15 protein-coding genes are annotated in these 21,463 nt (G+C 67.1%); 11 read left to right on the forward strand and 4 right to left on the reverse strand.

Features of this window, described 5'->3' with window-relative positions; genetic code table 11:
- Window positions 1-36 precede the first annotated feature (36 nt).
- Complete coding sequence (locus tag DT074_RS20425) at window positions 37-3,552, forward strand: indolepyruvate ferredoxin oxidoreductase family protein (RefSeq protein ID WP_438503700.1); 3,516 nt, start codon at window positions 37-39, stop codon at window positions 3,550-3,552.
- Window positions 3,553-3,555: 3 nt separating this feature from the next.
- On the opposite strand, the gene DT074_RS20430 is transcribed toward DT074_RS20425, so the two are convergent.
- From DT074_RS20430 to DT074_RS20445, 4 genes are all read right to left on the reverse strand, one after another.
- On the reverse strand, window positions 3,556-3,765 hold the full coding sequence (locus DT074_RS20430; RefSeq protein WP_119421718.1) for a formate dehydrogenase subunit delta: 210 nt from the start codon (window positions 3,763-3,765) through the stop codon (window positions 3,556-3,558).
- Window positions 3,762-4,583: a formate dehydrogenase accessory sulfurtransferase FdhD gene (fdhD, locus tag DT074_RS20435; protein ID WP_119421738.1), complete on the reverse strand. Its 822-nt coding sequence runs from the start codon at window positions 4,581-4,583 to the stop codon at window positions 3,762-3,764. The genes DT074_RS20430 and fdhD overlap by 4 nt, the downstream gene beginning before the upstream one ends.
- Complete coding sequence (gene fdhF / locus DT074_RS20440; protein ID WP_119421719.1) at window positions 4,564-7,407, reverse strand: formate dehydrogenase subunit alpha; 2,844 nt, start codon at window positions 7,405-7,407, stop codon at window positions 4,564-4,566. Before fdhF ends, fdhD begins: the two co-directional genes overlap by 20 nt.
- Window positions 7,408-7,492: 85 nt before the next feature.
- Entirely contained in the window at window positions 7,493-9,175 is a 1,683-nt protein-coding gene (locus DT074_RS20445; protein ID WP_162915047.1) for a glycosyltransferase family 39 protein, read from the reverse strand.
- A 154-nt stretch (window positions 9,176-9,329) separates the two neighbouring features.
- Between DT074_RS20445 and DT074_RS20450 the strand changes: the two genes are divergently transcribed.
- The 10 genes from DT074_RS20450 (at window position 9,330) to DT074_RS20495 (ending at window position 21,418) form a co-directional block, all read left to right on the forward strand.
- Window positions 9,330-10,847: a UbiA family prenyltransferase gene (locus DT074_RS20450; protein ID WP_119421721.1), complete on the forward strand. Its 1,518-nt coding sequence runs from the start codon at window positions 9,330-9,332 to the stop codon at window positions 10,845-10,847.
- Window positions 10,848-10,862: 15 nt separating this feature from the next.
- Window positions 10,863-12,110, forward strand: a complete 1,248-nt coding sequence (locus DT074_RS20455; RefSeq protein WP_119421739.1) for a glycerate kinase type-2 family protein — start codon at window positions 10,863-10,865, stop codon at window positions 12,108-12,110.
- Between the two features lie 31 nt (window positions 12,111-12,141).
- Window positions 12,142-13,560, forward strand: a complete 1,419-nt coding sequence (gene pyk, locus DT074_RS20460) for a pyruvate kinase (RefSeq protein ID WP_119421722.1) — start codon at window positions 12,142-12,144, stop codon at window positions 13,558-13,560.
- The gene (locus DT074_RS20465) at window positions 13,560-15,095 is read left to right on the forward strand and encodes a M81 family metallopeptidase (protein ID WP_119421723.1); all 1,536 of its coding nucleotides are present in this window, start codon (window positions 13,560-13,562) and stop codon (window positions 15,093-15,095) included. Before pyk ends, DT074_RS20465 begins: the two co-directional genes overlap by 1 nt.
- 168 nt (window positions 15,096-15,263) lie before the next feature.
- Window positions 15,264-16,040, forward strand: coding sequence for an ABC transporter ATP-binding protein (locus DT074_RS20470; protein ID WP_119421724.1), 777 nt, complete (start codon window positions 15,264-15,266; stop codon window positions 16,038-16,040).
- Window positions 16,040-16,753: an ABC transporter ATP-binding protein gene (locus DT074_RS20475; protein ID WP_119421725.1), complete on the forward strand. Its 714-nt coding sequence runs from the start codon at window positions 16,040-16,042 to the stop codon at window positions 16,751-16,753. The genes DT074_RS20470 and DT074_RS20475 overlap by 1 nt, the downstream gene beginning before the upstream one ends.
- Before the next feature lie 14 nt (window positions 16,754-16,767).
- Complete coding sequence (locus tag DT074_RS20480) at window positions 16,768-17,643, forward strand: branched-chain amino acid ABC transporter permease (RefSeq protein ID WP_119421726.1); 876 nt, start codon at window positions 16,768-16,770, stop codon at window positions 17,641-17,643.
- Between the two features lie 10 nt (window positions 17,644-17,653).
- On the forward strand, window positions 17,654-18,694 hold the full coding sequence (locus DT074_RS20485) for a branched-chain amino acid ABC transporter permease (protein WP_119421727.1): 1,041 nt from the start codon (window positions 17,654-17,656) through the stop codon (window positions 18,692-18,694).
- Between the two features lie 99 nt (window positions 18,695-18,793).
- Window positions 18,794-20,005, forward strand: a complete 1,212-nt coding sequence (locus DT074_RS20490; protein WP_368744804.1) for an ABC transporter substrate-binding protein — start codon at window positions 18,794-18,796, stop codon at window positions 20,003-20,005.
- Window positions 20,006-20,194: 189 nt separating this feature from the next.
- On the forward strand, window positions 20,195-21,418 hold the full coding sequence (locus DT074_RS20495; protein WP_119421729.1) for an ABC transporter substrate-binding protein: 1,224 nt from the start codon (window positions 20,195-20,197) through the stop codon (window positions 21,416-21,418).
- The last annotated feature ends 45 nt before the right edge of the window (window positions 21,419-21,463 follow it).

Consider the following 21,463-nt stretch of genomic DNA (forward strand, 5'->3'; position numbering starts at 1 on the left):
TGCGACAGTTTGTCATGCACCCGCCGGCTACCTAGACTGGCCCCCAGGGTCCAGGAGGCAAGAACGATGACGCTTGCGAACGTCACGCTCGACGACAAATACACGCTGGAACAGGGGCGGATCTACGTCACCGGCATCCAGGCGCTGGTGCGGCTGCCGATGCTGCAGCGCGAGCGCGACCTGGCCGCAGGGCTTAATACCGGCGGGTTCATCTCCGGCTATCGCGGCTCGCCGCTCGGCATGTACGACCACAACCTGTGGCGCGCCCGCAAGCACCTAGCCGAGCATCACATCCATTTCCAGCCGGGTCTGAACGAAGATCTCGGCATGACCGCGGTCTGGGGCAGCCAGCAGGTCAACATGTTCCCCGGCGCCAGGTTCGATGGCGTGTTCGGCATCTGGTACGGCAAGGGCCCGGGTGTCGACCGCTCGACCGATCCGCTGAAGCACGGCAATGCGGCCGGCTCGTCGAAGCATGGCGGCGTCATCGTGCTGGCCGGCGACGACCACGGCTGCCAGTCCTCGACCCTGCCGCATCAGAGCGAGCAGATCTTCGAAGCCTCGATGGTGCCGATCTTCAACCCGGCGACGGTGCAGGAATACCTCGATTACGGCCTGCTCGGCTTCGCCATGTCGCGCTACACGGGCTGCTGGATCGGCTTCAAGGCGATCTCGGAGACGGTGGAGAGCGCGGCATCGATCGACATCGATCCGCATCGTGTGCAGATCGTCATGCCGACCGATTTCGAGCTGCCGCCCGGCGGGCTCAACATCCGCTGGCCGGATCCGCCGCTGGAGCAGGAGCGGCGCCTGCACGGGCCGAAGATGCAGGCGGTGGCAGCCTTCGCCCGCGCCAACCGTCTCGACCGCGTCGCCTTCTCCGGACCGCAGGACCGCATCGGCATCGTCTCCACCGGCAAGGCCTTCCTCGACGTGCGCCAGGCGCTGGAGGATCTCGGCATCAACGAGGCGCGGGCCCGCGAGCTCGGCATCCGGCTCTACAAGGTCGGGATGACCTGGCCGCTGGAGACCAGCGGGCTGCGCGCCTTCGCGGAAGGGCTGAAGGAGCTGATCGTCGTCGAGGAGAAGCGCGGCTTCATCGAGGGCCAGATCGTCCGCGCCCTCTACAACCTGCCGGCCGACCGGCGCCCGACCGTGGTCGGCAAGACCGACGAGAACGACCGGCCGCTGCTCGCCTCCGAAGGCGAGCTGACGCCGGGCGGCGTCGCCAAGGTGATCGCCGAGCGGCTGAAGCGCTTCACCGGCCCGATGCCGGAGATCGAGCAGCGCATGGCGCGGCTGGAGGCGAAGGAGCGGATGCTCGCCGCGCCGCCGCCCAAGCATATGCGCCAGCCGTTCTTCTGCTCCGGCTGCCCGCACAACACCTCGACGCGGGTGCCGGACGGCAGCCGCGCCATGGCCGGCATCGGCTGCCACGGCATGACGGTATGGATGCCGGAGCGGCGCACCGCGACCATGACGCATATGGGCGGCGAGGGCGCCAACTGGATCGGCCAGGCGCCGTTCACCGACGAGAAGCACATCTTCCAGAACCTGGGCGACGGCACCTATCACCATTCCGGCCTGCTGGCGATCCGCGCCTCCGCCGCGGCGGGCGTCAACATCACCTACAAGGTGCTGTTCAACGACGCAGTGGCGATGACCGGCGGCCAGCCGCATGACGGCCCGCTGACCGTGCCGGAGATTTCGCGCCAGGTCTCGGCCGAGGGCGCCAAGCGCGTCGTCGTCGTCACCGACGAGCCGGACAAGTATCCCGCCGGCACCAATTTCGCGCCGGGCACCGAGATCCGCCACCGCGACGACCTCGACAAGATCCAGCGGGAACTCCGCGACGTGCCGGGGCTGACCGTCATCATTTATGACCAGACCTGCGCCGCCGAGAAGCGCCGGCGCCGCAAGCGCGGCCTCTTCCCCGATCCGCCGAAGCGCGTCTTCATCAACGACGCCGTCTGCGAAGGCTGCGGCGACTGTTCCGACAAGTCGAACTGCGTCTCCGTCAAGCCGCTGGAGACCGAGCTCGGCCGCAAGCGCCAGATCGACCAGTCGAACTGCAACAAGGATTTCTCCTGCGTGAAGGGCTTCTGCCCGAGCTTCGTCTCGGTGCATGGCGGCAATGTGCGCCGCGCCGCGCGCCGCAAGCTGGAAGTCGTGGGCGATGATCCGTTCGCCAGGCTGCCGATGCCCACGGTGCGGCCGCTGACCGAGCCCTACGGCATGCTGGTGACCGGCATCGGCGGCACCGGCGTGATTACCGTCGGCGCGCTGATCGGCATGGCGGCGCATCTGGAAGGCCGCGGCTGCACGGTGCTGGACTTCACCGGCCTCGCCCAGAAGAACGGCGCCGTCATGAGCCATATCCGGCTCGCGCCGAAGCCGGAGGATCTGTACGCCGTCCGCATCGCCGCCGGTGGCGCCAACCTGCTGCTCGGCTGCGACATGGTGGTGGCGGTCTCGCCGAACGCGCTGTCGCGCTTCGAGCAGGGGGTCACGCGCGGCGTGGTCAACGGCTTCATCCAGCCGACCGCGGCTTTCGTCACCAACGGCGACATCGATTTCGAGCAGCAATCGATGATGAAGACGCTGAAGGACGTGATGGGCAAGGACGCGGTCGATTTCGTCGACGGCACCGGCCTCGCCACCGCGATCCTCGGCGATTCCATCGCCACCAACCTCTTCATGCTGGGCTATGCCTGGCAGAAGGGCCTGGTGCCGTTGTCGTTCGAAGCGCTCGACAAGGCGATCGAGCTTAACGCGGTGGCGGTCGAGGCGAACCGTCGCACCTTCGCCTGGGGCCGCCTCGCGGCGCATGACATCGAGGCGGTGCGCGCCGCGGCAAAGCCGACCATGCGCGAGGAAAAGCCGGTTGCCGAGACGCTCGAAGGCATCGTGGCGAAGCGCGTCGAGCTGCTCACCGCCTACCAGGATGCGGCCTATGCGGAACGTTATCGCGCCGCGATCGAAGCGGTGGCCAAGGCCGAGCGCGAGAAGGCGCGCGGCCGCACCGGGCTCGCCGAGGCGGCGGCCCGCTCGCTCGCCAAGCTGATGGCCTACAAGGACGAGTACGAGGTGGCGCGGCTCTACACCGACGGCGAGTTCCAGAAGAAGATCGCCGCTCAGTTCGACGGTGACTACAAGCTGACCTTCCATCTCGCCCCGCCGCTATTCTCGCGGCGCGATCCCGAGACCGGCCACCTGATCAAGCAGGAATTCGGTCCCTGGGCCTTCAAGGCGTTCAAGTTCCTGGCGGGCATGAGGCGGCTGCGCGGAGGCGCGCTCGACATCTTCGGCCGCACGGCGGAGCGGCGCATGGAGCGGCAGCTGATCGTCGAGTTCGAGGCGACCTTGCGCGAGCTCGCGGCCAAGCTCGATCCGCAGAACCATGCGCTCGCCGTCGAGATCGCCAGGCTGCCCGAGACCATGCGCGGCTTCGGTCACGTCAAGGAGAAGAACGTGGCGCAGGCGAAGGGCCGCGAGGCCAACCTGCTCGCCCGCTTCCGTTCGCCGGAGATGCGGGCGCAGGCGGCGGAGTAGCCGTCAGTTCGTTGCTTGGCGGCCGGCCTCGCGAGCGATCGGGTCGAGGCCTTCGCCGCCCTGTGCCAGAATTTCGGCGAGCTGGGCGCGCTTGCCCGGGTCCCAGAAGCGGCGGATATGGTCGGCCGTTCCGGCCACCGCCTCGTCATGCCCATAGGCGGCGAAATAGGCCGCGATCTGGTTGACCTGATGGACGATCTTGTCGCGCTTCACGGCTGGATGCGGTCCGGATGCGTGAACACGGTGATGGCATCGGCGCGGGCCAGCGCCACGACGGTGATGCCGGAAGCCACGGCGATGTCCAGGGCCCGGCGGGTCGGCGCCGAGACCGCGACCAGCACGCCGATGCCGGCGCTCGCCGCCTTGGCGACCAGCTCGTAGGAACAGCGGCTGGTCAGCAGCGCGAAGCCATCGTCGAAGTCCTGGCCCTTGGCCAAGCGCGCGCCGACCAGCTTGTCGAGCGCGTTGTGCCGGCCGATATCCTCGCGCGCCAGGACGATCGTGCCGTCCCGGTCGACCCAGGCGGCGGCGTGCATCGCGCCGGTGGCGGCGTTGAGCGGCTGATGCGCCGGCAGGGCGGCGAGCGCACGGTGCACCGCCGCCTGCGAAATCGAAGGCGCGGCGGAGACCTGACCGAGCGCACGATTGGCCTCGGCCAGGCTCTCGACGCCGCAAAGGCCGCAGCCGGTGCGGCCGGCGAGGAAGCGGCGGCGCTGCTTCAGCGCGGCGAAACGCCGCTCGGTGATGCGCAGGCGCGCCTCGATGCCCTCCGGCACCTCCGCCACCTCGATGTCGAGCAGCTCGCGCGGGCCTTCCAGCACGCCCTCGGTCAGGCTGAATCCGGTCGCCAGATCCTCGATGTCGGCCGGAGTCGCCAGCAGGACGACATGCGAGAGGCCATTATAGACCAGGGCGACCGGCACTTCGTCGGCGACCGGCCGCTCGATGGCATGCGCGCCGGCGGCATTGACGACGACGCCGATTGCCGCCGGTTCGGAAGCGGGAGGTGCGCTACTCGGCGGCGTCCGCATGCACCCGGCCGCCGCCATAGATCTCGATCTCGTGCCGCCGGCGCTCCTGGAACTCGGATCGGGCATTGGCGAGCCGAACCTCCACCGCCGTCACCTTGTATTCCGGGCAGTCGGTGGCCCAGTCGGCATACTCCGTGGTGACGACATTCGCCGTCGTCTCCGGGTGATGGAAGGTGGTGTAGACCACGCCTGGCTGCACGCGCTCCGAGATGCGCGCGTGCAGGCTGAGGGCGCCGACGCGGCTTGCGAGCTGCACCAGGTCGCCGTCGCGGATGCCGCGTTGCTCGGCATCATGCGGATGGATCTCCAGCACATCCTCGTCATGCCAGGTGACATTGGCGGTGCGGCGCGTCTGCTGGCCCACATTGTACTGGCTGAGGATGCGGCCGGTGGTGAGCAGGAGCGGGAAGCGCGGCCCCGTGCGCTCCTCGGTCGGCACGAAGGCGGTGATGGTGAAATGGCCCTTGCCGCGCACGAAACCGTCGACATGCATGACCGGCGTGCCCTCCGGCGCCTTGTCGTTGCAAGGCCACTGCACGCTGCCGAGGCGGTCGAGCTTGGCGTAGCTCACGCCGGCGAAGGTCGGCGTGGTGCGGGCGATCTCGTCCATGATCTCGCCCGGGTGCGCATAACCGAGCTTCAGGCCGAGCGCCTGGCCGAGCCGCATCACCGCCTCCCATTCCGCGAGGCCGCCGAGCGGTTCGATTGCCTTGCGGATGCGGCCGATGCGGCGCTCGGCATTGGTGAACGTGCCGTCTTTCTCCAGGAACGATGCACCGGGCAGGAAGACATGCGCATAGCGTGCCGTCTCGTTCAGGAACAGGTCGTGCACGACGACGCATTCCATGGCGAGCAGCGCATCGACCACGTTGCGGCTGTCGGGATCCGATTGGGCGATGTCCTCGCCCTGGATGAAGATGCCCCTGAACGTGCCGTCGAGCGCCGCGTCCAGCATGTTGGCGATGCGCAAGCCGGGCTCGGCATCGAGCGCGACGCCCCATTCACGCTCGAACAGCGCGCGCACCGGCGCCTCGGCGACATGGCGGTAGCCGGAGAATTCGTGAGGGAACGAGCCCATGTCGCAGGCGCCCTGCACGTTGTTCTGCCCGCGCAGCGGGTTCACGCCGACGCCGGCGCGGCCCAGATTGCCGGTCGCCATCGCCAGGTTCGCCATGCCCATCACCATGGTGGAACCCTGGCTGTGCTCGGTGACGCCGAGGCCGTAATAGATCGCGGCATTGCCGCCGGTGGCATAGAGCCGCGCGGCTTCGCGCAAGGTCTCGGCCGGCACGCCCGAGATCTGCGCGACGGCTTCCGGCGCGTTCTCCGGCCGCGCGACGAAGTCGCGCCAGCGGCCGAAGCTGTCGGCCTCGCAGCGCTCGGCGATGAAGGCCTCGTTCGCCAGCCCTTCGGTGATGACCACATGCGCCAGCGCATTGATCACCGCGACATTGGTGCCGGGCTTCAGCGCCAGATGATGTGCCGCAGCGACATGCGGGCTGCGCACCAGGTCCGTGCGGCGCGGATCGACGACGATCAGCCTTGCCCCCTCGCGCAGCCGGCGCTTCATCTGCGAGGCGAAGACCGGATGCGCATCGGTCGGGTTGGCGCCGATCACCATGATGACGTCGGCATCGGCAATGGAATCGAAGTTCTGCGTGCCCGCCGAGGTGCCGAACGCGGTCTTCAAACCGTAGCCGGTCGGCGAGTGGCAGACGCGCGCGCAGGTATCGACGTTGTTGTTGCCGAAGGCGGCGCGCACCACCTTCTGCAGGATATAGGTCTCCTCGTTGGTACAGCGCGACGAGGTGATGGCGCCGATCGCGCCCTTGCCGTGGCTCGCCTGCAGGCGGCGGAATTCCGCCGCGACGCGGGCAATTGCTTCGTCCCAGGTCGCTTCGCGCCAGGGATCAGTGATGCGCTCGCGGATCAGCGGCTTCGTCACCCGATCCGGGTGTGTCGCATAGCCCCAGGCGAAGCGGCCCTTCACGCAGGAATGGCCGTGATTGGCCTGGCCGTCCTTGTAGGGCGACATGCGCACCACCTGGTCGCCCTTCAGCTCCGCCTTGAAGCTGCAACCGACGCCGCAATAGGCGCAGGTGGTGAGCACGGTGCGGTCGGCCAAGCCCGCCTCGATGACGGACTTTTCCATCAAGGTCGCCGTCGGGCAGGCATCGACGCAGGCGCCGCAGGAGACGCATTCGGAGGTGATGAAATCCTCCGCCTGGCCGGCTGCGATCGAGCTGGCGAAGCCGCGGCTGTCGACGGTCAGCGCGAAGGTGCCCTGCACCTCTTCGCAGGCACGCACGCAGCGCGAGCAGACGATGCATTTCGCCGGGTCGAAGGCGAAATAGGGGTTCGAGGCGTCGCCCAGGGCGTCGAGATGGCCGGCGCCGTCATAGCCATAGCGCACCTCGCGCAGGCCCACGGCGCCGGCCATGTCCTGCAGCTCGCAATCGCCGTTGGCGGCACAGGTCAGGCAGTCGAGCGGGTGATCGGAGATGTAGAGCTCCATCACGTTGCGGCGCAGCGCGCGCAGGCGAGGCGTGTCGGTGGCTATGCGCATGCCTGGCTCGACCGGCGTGGTGCAGGACGCGGGCGTTCCCTTGCGCCCCTCGATCTCGACCAGGCAGAGCCGGCAGGAGCCGAAGGCTTCCAGCCGGTCGGTGGCGCAGAGCTTGGGAATGGCGCGGCCGGCCGCGGCCGCCGCGCGCATGACCGAGGTCCCGGCCGGAACCGTCACGTCGCGGCCGTCGATCGCGAGCGTCACCGGCGCGCCGTGGCGCGCCGGGGTCCCGTGGTCGAGCTCCTTCAGGATCGGCATGCCGACCGGACCTCCCTAACCTGCTGATATTGTACCATGTCGGTCGGGGAGCAAGGGCTCAGATCTCGGCGCTCAGGGTCGGCGCTCAGGGCTTGCCGCCGCCCACCGTTCCTTCAAGTTTTCGACCGATCATCGGCAGCTTGATGCTGAGCCGCCGCTCGCCCTCGGCCACCGGCCCGAGATTGCGGTAGACGACCAGTTCCTTGTCCTTGACCTCGATATTGGCGCGGATCGGGATGCGGGCGACCTCCTGGAAATGGGCCGAGCGCAGCACGTTCTGCAGCCGGGCCATCTGCTCCAGATCGGTCCAGAAATCGGTTTGCGCCACCACGGTATGCACGCCGTGGCTGTCGATCAGCTCGGCGATCTCGTCCTCGCTGTAATCCTGCTGCTTGACGCCGAGCTCGCGCCGCACGGCGATCTCCAGCAGCAGCTTGTCGGCGCGGAGCGTGGTCAGGTCGGGCCGGCCGGTGGCGGTGCGCATGTTGTAGATGAAGGCGCCGTCGCGATAGCCGGAGAACAGGACGATATCGCCCGGCGGGGCGATCCGGGCGGCATGCCGGGCGGCCTCGCGATAGCCTTCCAGCCGCGGCACCTCGTGCTCGGCCAGCGTGTAGCCGGCATAGCCGAGGGCGATGACCGGCGCGAGCCAGCCGAGACTGATGCGCTGCGCGACTTCCTGGCACAGGAAGCCGGCGGCCACCACGACGGGCGGCAGGATGAAGATGCTGTGCCGCGCCTCCTTCAGATCGATCAGCGAGAAGAAGACATAGCCGGTCACGAACCACAGGATGAGGAGGGGCCAATCCGGGTAGCTGTCGCGCCGGCCCGGGAGAGGCGCCACGGCGATGCCGAGCGCCGCGGCGACGGGGACCGCCCAGCCCATCTGCTCGGGCAGCTGCCGCAGGTACCACAGCCACCCTGCCAGGCTCCATTTCTCGACCGCGCGGTCCTGAATGCCGGCAACCGATTGAATGTTCGCCTGGCCGAATTTGAAGGTGAGCACGGCGAGCGGCACCAGAAGGATCAGGAAAGCCGCGGCCAGGGCGAGATAGCGCGGCCGGAACAGCTCGCCCGGCCCATGGGCGCGCCACAGCGCCATGACGAACACCAGCCCCAGAAAGCCGATCGAGATCTTGGTGTAGATGGCGGCGAGCAGCAGGAGCAGGGCCACGCCGAGCCGCCACATGCGGTCCGTCTCGACATGGCGCAACAGAAGGTGGAGCGACCAGACAGCCAGCGTCAGCGCGGGGATTTCCAGCATCACCTGCCGGCCCCACAAGGCGACGACCGGTGCCGCGGCAAGGGCGACCGCGGCGGCGCCTGCCCACCAGAAGCCGAGCCAGCGGCGGAACAGCAGCCAGGCGCCGAGCACAAGCACGCCGTGAAACGTGGCAATGCAGAGCTGCGCCACCACCTGGCTGTCGCCCAGCGCCGCATAGAACACGGCAAGAACGCCGTACAGCATGGGCGGATAGAACAGGATCGTCAGCGCCGGGTACTGTAGGTAGTAATCGACCGCGTAGTCCTGCAGCCGGTCGAGCGGCAGGTCGCGCAGCAGATCCTTGACGAAAAGACCGTTCAGGGCATGACGCGGCGCGTCCGACCACCAGAACTCGCCATGCCGCGGTGCCGTGACGTACATGGCCACCGCCAACGCGATGGCAGCCACCAGCATCAGGCAGAGCTCGACCCGGTCGGGTGGCAGCGCGGAGGCCGGCGAAAAGACGAGGCGGCGCGAGGCCGGGCGGTAGAAGCTGTTTCGCATCATCACTCCCGGGTCACAGGTCGCGCCGATGGTGCAGGTTATTGGGCCGCGGATTCGGTGAACGATGCGTATACCAATGCCGAATTACCAGTATGTATAAGGAATTGCCGGTGGAAACCCGGGAACGGTTCCGCGGCATGGAGACGGAGAACGCATGGTATCGCAGGCGGCGGCGACGGCGGCAGCGGGTGGCGACGAACCCGCCCTGCGGCCGCTTTGCGTCGATCTCGACGGTACGCTGGTTCGCACCGACACGCTGTTCGAGATGGTGGCGGCAGCTTTGCGCGACTGGCGGGTGCTGCTGATGCTGCCGCTCTGGCTGTTGCGCGGCCGGGCGGTGCTGAAGCAGGAAATGGCGAAGCGCCTGCCGCTCGATCCGGCGGCGCTGCCCTACGAAACCCGGCTGATCGACTACCTTCGGCGGGAACGGGCGCGCGGGCGCCGCGTGATTCTGGCGACCGCGACGGACCGCCGCATCGCCGAGGCGATTGCCGGCCATCTCGGCCAGTTCGACGAGGTGCTTGCTTCCGACGGCGTCACCAACCTGAAGGGTCCACGCAAGGCGGCGGCGCTGGTCGGACGCTTCGGTCAGGGCGGCTTCGCCTATGCCGGCAACGACCGGCCGGATCTGCAGGTTTGGCAGAAGGCCGGCGGCGTGCTGCTGGTGAATGCCGATTCCGCGACAGTGCGGGCGGCGCGCGCCATCGGCCCCGTCGAGCTGGAACTGCCGCGCGAGGCGCGCGCGCTGAAGGCGCTGGTCCGTGCCTGCCGGCCGCATCAGTGGATGAAGAACCTGCTGGTCTTCGTGCCCATCGTCACCGCGGGTGCGGTCGGACAGCTCGAGGACTGGCTGCTCGCCATCGCCGCCTTCATGGCCTTCTCGCTGATCGCCTCCGGCATCTATCTGCTGAACGACCTGAGCGACCTCCCGGCCGACCGCGCACATCCGCGCAAGAGCCGGCGCCCGCTCGCCAGCGGCGCGCTCGACATCCGCCTCGCCCTGCTCGCGGCGCCGGTGCTGCTCGCCGTGGGCGGCTGGGTCGCCTGGTCGACCGGCATCCTCTGGGTGCTGGCGGTCTACGTGGTCACCTCGACCGGCTACTCCATGCGGCTGAAGGAGTTCCCGCTGGTCGACATGTTCGCCCTGGCGACGCTCTACACGCTCCGCCTCTATGCGGGCGGCGAGGCCACCGGCCATCCGGTATCGAACTGGCTGCTTGCCTTCTCGATCTTCCTGTTCCTCGGCCTCGCGGCGGTCAAGCGGGTGGCCGAGCTGCAATCGCAGGCGGCGCGCGAGGGCGGGGCCAAGCAGCTCGCCCGCCGCGGCTATCTGGTCGACGACGTCCAGATCGTGACCATGATGGGCGTCGCCGCCAGCTTTGTCGCCAGCCTCGTGCTCGCGCTGTACGTACAAAATCAATGGATCGCTGGCCGTGGCGGCAGCAGCGCCGAGCTGTTCTGGCTGCTGGTGCCGCTGGCGCTGTTCTGGCAGTGCCGGCTCTGGCTCGCCACCGCGCGGGGCTACATGGACGATGACCCGATCGTCTATGCGGCGCGCGACTGGGTGTCGCGGCTGGTCGCCATCGCGGGCTTCCTGGTCTTCATCGTCGCCGACGGCCATGTCGCGCGCGCCGCCGGATGGACGCTGGGACGGCTCGGCTTTGGCGGATAGTCTTCGATCCGCATGATGTCGCCGCGGGAATTGCTGCGCTCGTTGTTCGATGCCGCCGTCGCGGCGGCCGATCCGGCCGTCTGCGTGCCGGCGCATCTCCCGGCCCGGCCGGGCGGGCGGGTGATCGTGGTGGGCGCCGGCAAGGCGTCGGCCGCCATGGCCGCCGCGGTGGAACAGGCCTGGGGCCCGCCGCTCGAAGGGTTGATCGTCACCCGCTACGGCCACGCTGTCCCCACTCGCTGGATCGAGGTGGTGGAGGCGAGCCACCCGGTGCCGGACGCCGCCGGCGCCGCGGCCGCCCGGCGCATCCTGCAGCGCGTCGATGGCCTGGGGGTTGAGGATTTCGTGCTGTGCCTGATCTCTGGCGGCGGCTCCGCGCTGCTGGCGCTGCCGGCGCCGGGCCTCACGCTCGCCGACAAGCAGGCAGTCACCACCGCCTTGCTGCGGTCGGGCGCCAATATCGGCGAGATGAACGCGGTGCGGAAGCATCTCTCTGCCATCAAGGGCGGGCGGCTGGCCGCGGCAGCGCATCCGGCGCGGCTGCTGACGCTGATGATCTCCGACGTGCCGGGCGACGACCCCGCCACCATCGCCTCGGGCCCGACCGTGCCCGACCCGACCACCTTCGCCGAGGCGCGCGCCATTCTGGCGAAATACGGTATCGCCGCGCCGGCGCCGGTGGTCGCGCATCTCGAGCGTATGGCGGAGGAATCGCCGAAGCCGGGCGATCCGCGCCTTGCCGCCGCCACGGCAAGGATCGTGGCGAGCCCGGCCCTGTCGCTGGCGGCGGCGGCCGATCGCGCGCGCGCCGCCGGCTACGATGTCGATCTGCTCGGCGACGCTCTGGAGGGCGAGGCGCGGGAACTCGGGCGCGCGCATGCCGGTTTGGCGCTGAAGGCCGCGGCGGCGGGCCGCCGCGTGGCCATCCTGTCGGGCGGCGAGACGACGGTGACGGTGCGTGGCCGTGGCCGCGGGGGCCGCAACAGCGAATATCTGCTCGGTCTGACCTTGGCGCTAAGCGAGGCCGTCGGTATTCATGCCCTTGCCGCCGATACCGACGGCATCGACGGCAGCGAGGACAATGCCGGCGCCTTTGCGGCGCCCGACACCCTGGCCCGGGCGCGTGCGAGGGGCATCGACCCGGCGGCGCGGCTGGCGGAAAACGACGCCTACGGAGTGTTCGCGGTGCTCGGCGATCTCCTTGTCACCGGCCCGACGCGGACGAACGTCAACGATTTCCGGGCGATTCTGGTAGGGTCATAAGGCCGGCAAAGCATCAGGAGGGGCGTTGAAAATGCGACGGCAGCGGTCGACCAAGATCGTCGCGACATTGGGACCGGCCAGTTCGAAGCCGGCGGAGATCCGCGCGCTGTTCGAGGCCGGCGCCGATGTGTTCCGGCTCAATTTCAGCCATGGCGTGGCGCAGGATCACAAGGCACGGGCGAGCGCAATCCGCGAGCTGGAAGGCGAGCTCGGGCGGCCGATCGGCATCCTGGCCGACATGCAGGGGCCGAAGCTCAGGATCGGCACCTTCGCCGGCGGACCGGTGACGCTGGCGCCCGGCGCGCCGTTCCGGCTGGATCTGAACCAGCGCGCCGGCGATGCGGCGGGCGTGACCCTGCCGCATCCGGAGATCTTCGCCGCGCTGGAGAAGGATCTCGAGCTATTGCTCGATGACGGCCGCATCCGGCTCCGGGTCGGCAAGTACGGCAAGGATTTCGCGGAGACCGAGGTTGTCACGGGCGGCAAGCTTTCGGACCGCAAGGGCGTCAATGTGCCAGGCGCGGTGCTGCCGCTCGCCGCCTTGACGGCCAAGGACCGCACCGACCTGCAGATCGCGCTCGACCTCGATGTCGACTGGATCGCACTGTCGTTCATCCAGCGGCCGGAGGATCTGGCCGAGGCGCGCAAGCTGATCGCCGGCCGCGCCGCAATCCTGTCCAAGATCGAGAAGCCGGCGGCGGTCGAGCGCCTGGACGAGATCATCGAGCTGTCCGATGCCTTGATGGTGGCGCGGGGCGATCTCGGTGTCGAGATGCCGGTGCAGGACGTGCCGGGCCTGCAGAAGCGCATCGTGCGCGCGTCGCGCCGGGCCGGCCGCCCGGTCGTGGTGGCGACGCAGATGCTGGAGAGCATGGTGTCGTCGCCGTTCCCCACCCGGGCTGAAGTGTCGGATGTCGCCACCGCCGTCTATGACGGTGCCGACGCCATCATGCTGTCGGCGGAATCCGCCTCCGGCGAGTATCCGCGCGAGGCGGTCGGCATGATGAACCGCATCGCCGAGCAGGTGGAGCGCGATCCGCTCTATCGCGGCATCATGGACGCGGAGCACGCCAATCCGGAAGCGACCGCCGCCGATGCGATCACCGCGGCCGCGGCTCAGGTGGCGCAGACGATCGGCGCCGCGGCGATCGTCACCTATACGACCTCAGGCTCGACCACGCTGCGTGCCTCGCGCGAACGGCCCCGGGTGCCGATCCTCTGCCTGACACCGTCGACCTCGACCTCGCGGCGGCTCAGCATCGCCTGGGGCGTGCACACGGTTCCCGGCATGGATGCGACCTCGTTCGCCGACATGGTGGAGAAAGCCTGCTCCACCGCGCTGGCGCAGGAATTCGCCAAGCCCGGCAACCGGCTCGTCATCACGGCCGGCGTGCCGTTCGGCACGCCCGGCGCCACCAACATCCTCCGCATCGCCTGGGTCAACGGATAATGCCAGCGTCCCCGCGTATCGCGCTGCTCGGCTTCGCCATCGAGTGCAACCGCTTCGCCCCTGTCAGCACCCAGGCCGATTTCGAGAGCGATGTCGATCTGCGGGATGAGGCAATCGTGGCGGAGGCGCGCTCGGCCGCGCCGGGCATGCTGCCCGACCTGCCGGGCTTCGTCGGCGAGATGGACCGTACCGGCGCGTGGACTCCAGTGCCGCTGCGCGTCGCTCAGGCGCAGCCGGGCGGACCGGTCGACCAGGGCTATTTCGACGGGCTGCTGGCCGAGATCGAAGCCGGGCTCAAGGCCGCGCTGCCGCTCGACGGCGTCTATGTCTCCGGCCACGGTGCCGGGCTCTCGACCGGCAGCGACGATCCGGATGGCGATCTCTACGTCATGGTGCGCCGCATCGTCGGGCCCGACGTTCCGGTGATTGCCGTGTTCGACCTGCATGCCAACGTCTCGGCCCGCATGGTCGACAACGTCTCCGCCTTCGTCGGCTACCGCGCCAATCCGCATGTCGATATCGGCGAGCGCGGCATCGAGGCCGCCGGGTTGATGCGCGAGGCGCTGGCCGGCACGCGCTTCGTCGCCGCCATGGCGAAGATCCCGCTGGTCGCGCCGACCATCACCCTGCTCACGAAGACTGGCCCCTATGGCGAGATCATCGCCGAGGGGCAGAAGCATGTCGGCCGTGTCATCGCCAATGTCTCGGCGATGGCGGGCTTCGCCTTCAGCGACAGCCCGAAGAACGGCTTCACCGTGGTGGTGACGACGCGTGGCGACCGCGCCGCGGCGGCGAAACTCGCCGGCGACCTGGCGCGGCGGACCTGGGAGATGCGCGAGCGCTTCCGCAAGCCTATGACGTCGCTCGACGACGCAATCGCCCAAGCCAAGGCCGTGATTGACGATCCGGCCAGGCCGGCCATCCTGTTCGCCGACGTGGCGGATAATCCGGGCGGCGGCGGGCGTGGCAACACTACTTACATACTGCGCGCGCTGCATCGGGCGGGGCTCAAGGGCGTGGTCCTGGCGGTGTTCAACGACGCGCCGCTCGCCGCAGAAGCGCACCGGCTCGGGCTCGGCGCCCGCTTCCGGGCGCGCTTCAACCGCGCCGAGGCGGATGGCTTTTCCGAGCCATTCGAGGCCGATGCCGAGGTGATCCGGCTGACCGACGGAAAATTCGTCGGGCGGCGCGGGCTCGCCCGCGGTATGTCGATGGATATGGGGCCGTCGGCGGCGCTCGATCTCGGCGGCATCGTCGTGGTGGTGATCTCGATCCGCCAGCAATGCCTCGACCCGATGCAGATCGAGAGCCTGGGGTTCGATATCGGCAAGGCTCGCCTTGTGGTGGTGAAAAGCCGCGGCCATTTCCGCGACGGCTTCGATGAGTTCTTTCCGGCCGAGCGCATCGTCGAGGTCGATTGCCCCGGCCTGACTTCGCCCGCCCTGCAGAATTTCGCCTGGACGCGATTGCCGCGGCCGGTTTACCCCTTGGACCCGCACACCAATTGGGCACCGCCGGGCCATATCAATAATTGAGACGGCCGAGTCACCGCCCAATCGTCACAGGCGCGTCAGGTCCGTTGCATCGGTAGAAGCGGGCGGCTATACCGGCCAACAACAAAGAACGTTCGTAGCGGTCCTGCCGCCGGACTCTCTAGGGAGGCGTGAATTGCGGATGGGTGGATATCCGCGCCACGAGCGATCGTGAACGGCGCGCAAGAAGCTCTATTGAGCGTGCGCGGCGTGTCGGTTCGCTTCGGCGGCATCCGGGCGCTGGACGGCGTCAGCTTCGATGTCGAGAAGGGCCGCATCGTCGGCCTGATCGGGCCGAACGGCGCCGGCAAGACCACACTCTTCAACTGCCTGTCGCGGCTCTACGAGTTCCAGGAAGGCGAGATCCGCTACGAAGGCCGCTCGCTGGTCGAGGTGCCGAGGCACGGTATCGCCTCGCTCGGCATCGGCCGCACCTTCCAGAACCTGGCGCTGTTCCGCACCATGTCGGTGGTCGAGAATGTCATGGTCGGCGGCCATTGCCGCACCTCGACAGGGTACATCGCCAACATGCTGCGGCTGCCCTCGGTCAAAGCCGAAGAGGCGCAGCTCCGGGCCAAGGCGGAGGAGCTGGTGCGTTTCCTTCGGCTTGAGCACGTGGCGGAACTGCCGGTCGGCGGCCTGCCGTTCGGCTACCAGAAGCGGGTCGAGCTCGGTCGCGGCTTGATCTCCGATCCCAAGCTCCTGCTGCTCGACGAGCCGGCTGCCGGCCTCAACCACGAGGAGCTCGACGATCTCGGCCGCACCATCATGGACATCCGCGATCGCCTCGGGGTGACCGTGCTGCTGGTCGAGCATCACATGAGCCTGGTGATGAGCATTTCCGACAAGGTGGTCGCGCTCGACTTCGGCCAGAAGATCGCCGAAGGCACCCCTGCGGAGGTGCAGAACCACCCCGACGTGATCCGCGCCTATCTGGGAACCGGTTGATGGCGAAGCTTCTCGACGTGAAGGGTCTGCGTGCCGGCTATGGCCAGACCGAAGTCCTGCACGGTCTGACATTCGAACTGGAGCAGGGCGGCATCACCACCATCCTTGGCGCCAACGGTGCCGGCAAGACCACCACCTTGCGGGCGATCTGCGGCATGGTTCGCGTGGCCGGCGACATCGTCTTCGCCGGACAGGCGATCGCCGGCAAGGCGACCGAGGATATCGTCCGCTTGGGCGTCGCCCACGTGCCGGACGGCCGCGGCACCTTCGTGCAGCTCACCACGGAGGAAAACGTCAGGCTCGGCGCCTATGTCCGCTCCGACAAGGGCCAGGTCGCCGCCGATCTCGACCGCGTCTACCACTATTTCCCGCGGCTGAAGGAACGCCGCATGCAGCAGGCCGGCACGCTGTCGGGCGGCGAACAGCAGATGCTGGCGATCAGCCGCGCGCTGATGCTGAGCCCGAAATTGCTGCTGCTCGACGAGCCGTCCTTCGGTCTCGCCCCGCTGATCGTGCAGGAGATCTACCGCATCCTGCGCGACATCAACACCAAAGAGAAGGTCAGCATGCTGCTGGTCGAGCAGAACGCCAACATCGCGCTCGGCATCGCCGATCACGCCTATCTGCTGGAGACCGGCAACATCGTGATGTCGGGCACCTCGGACGTGATCAAGAACGACGAGACGATCCGCAAATCCTATCTCGGCTATTGAGGGCAGCGGCCGCCATGGAAGCCTTCCTGCACCAGATCTTCTCCGGCCTCGCGGCGGGCGGCATCTATGCCTCGGTCGCGCTGGCGCTGGTGATGATCTACACCGCGACGCATCACATCAATTTCGCCCAGGGCGAGATGGCGATGTTCGCCACCTTCATCGGCTGGGCGCTGATCGAGTGGGGCGGACTCAACTTCTGGGTCGCTTTCCTGCTCACCATCGTGATCGCCTTTTGCGGCGGCTTTGCGATCGAACGCATCGTGCTGCGGCCGCTGCACGACAAGCCCGTGCTGTCGATCATCATCGCCTTCATCGGCCTTCTGGTGATCTTCAATGCCCTGGCCGGCTGGATCTTCGGCTTTACCATCAAGGCGTTTCCGTCGCCCTTCCCGACTTCCCCGCCCTTCGGCAACAGGTTCCTGAACTGGCACGAGATCGGCACGGTCGGCATCACCGTCGTGGTGCTGCTGCTGCTGTTCGCCTTCTTCCGCCTGACGCCGCTCGGCCTCGCCATGCGGGCCGCGGCCTTCAATCCCGAATCGGCACGGCTGGTCGGCATCCGGGTCGGGCTCATGCTGGCGCTGGGGTGGGGCCTGGCGGCCGCGATCGGTTCTGTGGCCGGCATGCTGGTCGCACACGTGGTCTATCTCGATCCCAACATGATGGCCGGCATCCTGCTCTACGGCTTCGCCTCCGCCTTGCTCGGCGGCATCGACAATCCCGGCGGCGCGGTGGTCGGCGGCTTCATCGTCGGCGTGGCGGAGAACGTGCTCGGTGCCTACGTCATCGGCACCGAGCTCAAGCTCTCGGTGGCGCTGGTGCTGATCATCGGCGTGCTGCTGGTCAAGCCGGCAGGCCTGTTCGGCCGGCGCATCGTGACGCGCGTGTGAGGGGCGACCCATGACGACAAGCGAAGCCACCGCTCCCGCCGCGCCGGTCGCCAAGAAAGGCCCGAACGCGATCGGCATCACCATCTTCGTGCTGCTCCTGTTCGCGCTGCCGCTGCTGCTGCCGGTGGTGCTGCCGCTGCTCGGCGGTATCATCACGCTGAAGCCGAACTTCATGATCTTCCAGCTGACGCTGGTGATCATCTATGCGATTGCCATCCTCGGCCTCAACATCGTGACCGGCTACAACGGCCAGTTCTCGCTCGGTCACGGTGCGTTCTACGCCATCGGCGCCTACACGGCGGCGATCCTGATGGACAAGCTCGACTGCCCATACTGGCTCACCATCCCGATCTCCGGTGTCGTGTGCCTCGTCGTCGGCTTCCTGTTCGGACTGCCGGCGTTGCGCCTGCAGGGCCATTACCTGGCGCTCGCCACTTTCGCGCTGGCGCTCGCGGTGCCGCAGCTGCTCAAGTACAACCACATCGAATGGCTGACCGGTGGCGTGCAGGGCATCGTCATCATCAAGCCGGACCCGCCGTTCGGCATCAAGGCGATCAATGCCGACCAGTGGCTCTACTATCTCGCGCTGGTGGTCGCCTGCATAATGTTCTGGCTGGCGATCAACCTCATCCGCGGCCGGCTCGGCCGGGCGATGATCGCCATCCGCGACCATCCCATCGCCGCCGAGGTGATGGGCATCAACCTCACCGTGGTGAAGTCGATGGCCTTCGGGATCTCGGCCGCCTATACCGGCGTCGCCGGTGCGCTCGGCGCCATCGCCATCGCGTTCGTGGCGCCGGACAGCTTCACCATCTTCCTGTCGATCTCCTTCCTGGTCGGCCTTGTCATCGGCGGCCTGGCTTCGATCTCCGGTGCGATCTACGGCGGCATCTTCATCCAGTTCATACCGAACGTCGCCGACGCGATTTCGAAGGCGGCGCCGTGGGCGATCTATGGCCTGTTCCTGATCGCCGCGGTCTATGTGATGCCCACGGGGGCTGCCGGCTTGATCAAGCAGTGGCAGGCCAAGCGGCGGGCCGCAAAGCAATAGGTCACAAGTGTGGAATTCCGTCGGCGGCGCGACGCCGGTTCGTCGCCGACGGAGTAATTGGCTTGGTCAATGCCGGCGGCTTTAACGGGAGTACGCAGCATGAAGGGCGTGAAGTACCTGTCATCCGCGGTGGCACTCGCTGCCGCGGCGCTAGTGATTGCGCCGGCCTGGGCGCAGAAGAAATACGATACGGGCGCGACCGACACCGAGATCGTGTTCGGCCATACCGGCCCCTATTCGGGCCCGGCATCGGCCTATGGCACGATCGGCAAGGCAATCCAGGCCTATGTCAACAAGATCAACGACGAGGGCGGCGTCAACGGGCGCAAGCTCAAGATGATCTCCTACGACGACGGTTACAGCCCGCCGAAGATCGTCGAGCAGGTGCGCCGCCTGGTGGAGCAGGACGAGGTGCTGTTCCTGTTCAACACCCTCGGCACGCCGACCAACACCGCGATCCATAAATACGTCAACGCCAAGAAGGTGCCGCATCTCTTCGTCGCCACCGGCGCGACCAAGTGGGGCGATCCGAAGCGCTTCCCGTGGACGATGGGCTGGCAGCCGAACTATCAGACCGAAGGCAAGATCTACGCGGCCTACATCCTGGAGAACAAGCCGAACGCCAAGATCGGCATCCTCTACCAGAACGACGACTACGGTAAGGACTACCTCAAAGGCTTCAAGGACGGGCTCGGCAGCGCCGGGCAGAAGCTGATCGTCAAGGAGCTCTCCTACGAAGTTACCGACCCGACGATCGACAGCCAGATCATCGAGCTCAAGGGTTCGGGCGCCGATACCTTCTTCAACATCACGACGCCGAAATTCGCCGCGCAGGCGATCCGCAAGGCCGGCGATATCGAGTGGAAGCCGCTGCACTTCCTCAACAACGTGTCGGCCTCGGTCGGCTCGGTGCTGACGCCGGCGGGGCTGGACAAGTCGGTTGGCATCATCACGGCGATCTACGCCAAGGACCCGACCGATCCGCAATGGGCCAACGATCAGGCCTACAAGGACTGGTCCGCCTGGATGGACAAGTACTATCCCGACGGCGACAAAAAGGACACGTTCAACGTCTTCGGCTACAACGTTTCCTACACGCTGGTCGCAATGCTGAAGCAGGCGGGAGACAATCTGACCCGCGAGAACATCATGAAGCAGGCGGCCAGCCTGAAGAACCTGAACGTGCCGATGCTGCTGCCCGGCATCAACGTCAATACCAGCCCGACCGACTTCTACCCGATCGAGCAGGAGCAGCTCGCCAAGTTCAACGGCAAGGTGTTCGAGCTGTTCGGCAAGGTGTATGGAGAGTGATCGTCTGATAAATAAAATAATGATCAATCGATAAAGAAAAGAAATTGGCCGTCAGCGACATCGCTGACGGCCTTTTTGTTTGACCCGAATCGACACTTGTCGTTCGATCACTTCCCAGCGACATGCGGACGCATGTCGTCACATAAGGACGCCGATGGCGTCCCCTCAATCAGGGAAGGGAAGCGCAAAATGCAGCTCGGTTCACGTTTCGGCGTCGCGGCTGTCGCCGCCGCCGCGCTGGCGCTGGCGGCGCCAGCGTTGGCGCAGAAGAAGTACGATACCGGCGCCTCCGACAAGGAGATCGTGTTCGGCCACACCAATCCCTATTCGGGTCCGGCTTCGGCCTACGGCACGATCGGCCGCGCGCTCGAGGCGTATTTCAAGAAGGTCAATGAGGAGCAGGGCGGCGTGAACGGCCGCAAGCTCCGCATGATCACCTATGACGACGGCTACAGCCCGCCGAAGACGGTGGAGATGGTGCGCCGGCTGATCGAGCAGGACGAGGTGCTGTTCCTGTTCAACACGCTCGGCACGCCGCCGAACTCTGCGATTCACAAGTACATGAACGCCAAGAAGGTGCCGCAGCTCTTCGTCGCCACCGGGGCGACCAAATGGAACGACCCCAAGGGTCACCCGTGGACAATGGGCTGGCAGCCGAACTATCAGATCGAAGGCCAGATCTACGCCAAGTACACGCTGAAGGAGAAGCCGAACGCCAAGATCGGCATCCTCTACCAGAACGACGACTACGGTAAGGACTACCTCAAGGGCTTCAAGGACGGCCTCGGCGCGGCAGGCCAGAAACTGATCGTCAAGGAGCTCTCCTACGAGGTGACCGACCCTACAGTCGATTCGCAGATCATCGAGCTCAAGGGTGCCGGGGCCGATGTGTTCTTCAACATCACCACGCCCAAGTTTGCCGCGCAGGCGATCCGCAAGGCCTACGACATCGGCTGGAAGCCGCTGCACTTCCTGAACAACGTGTCGGCCTCCGTCGGCTCGGTGCTCGTCCCGGCGGGCCTCGAGAAATCCGTCGACATCATCTCGACGCAGTACTTCAAGGACCCGACCGATCCACAATGGGCCAACGATCCGGCCTACAAGGCGTGGTCGGATTGGATGGACAAGTACTATCCGAATGGCGACAAGAAGGACGCGTCCAACGTCTACGGCTACAACGTCGCCATGGGTCTGATCCAGGTGCTGAAGCAGTGCGGCGACGAGCTGACGCGCGAGAACATCATGAAGCAGGCGGCCAGCTTGAAGAATTTTGACCTGCCGATGCTTCTGCCGGGCATCAAGGTGAATACCTCGCCCACCGATTTCGCGCCGATCGATCAGGAACAGCTGATCAAGTTCGACGGCAAGATGTGGGTACGGTTCGGCGAGGTGCTGGGCGGCAGCGGCAGCTGATCCAGCGCTCTGCATTCGTGGGGCCGCCGGGTGACCGGCGGCCCT

Origin of the sequence: Desertibaculum subflavum, assembly GCA_003576705.1 — a bacterium.
GTDB classification, from domain to species: domain Bacteria; phylum Pseudomonadota; class Alphaproteobacteria; order Ferrovibrionales; family Ferrovibrionaceae; genus Desertibaculum; species Desertibaculum subflavum.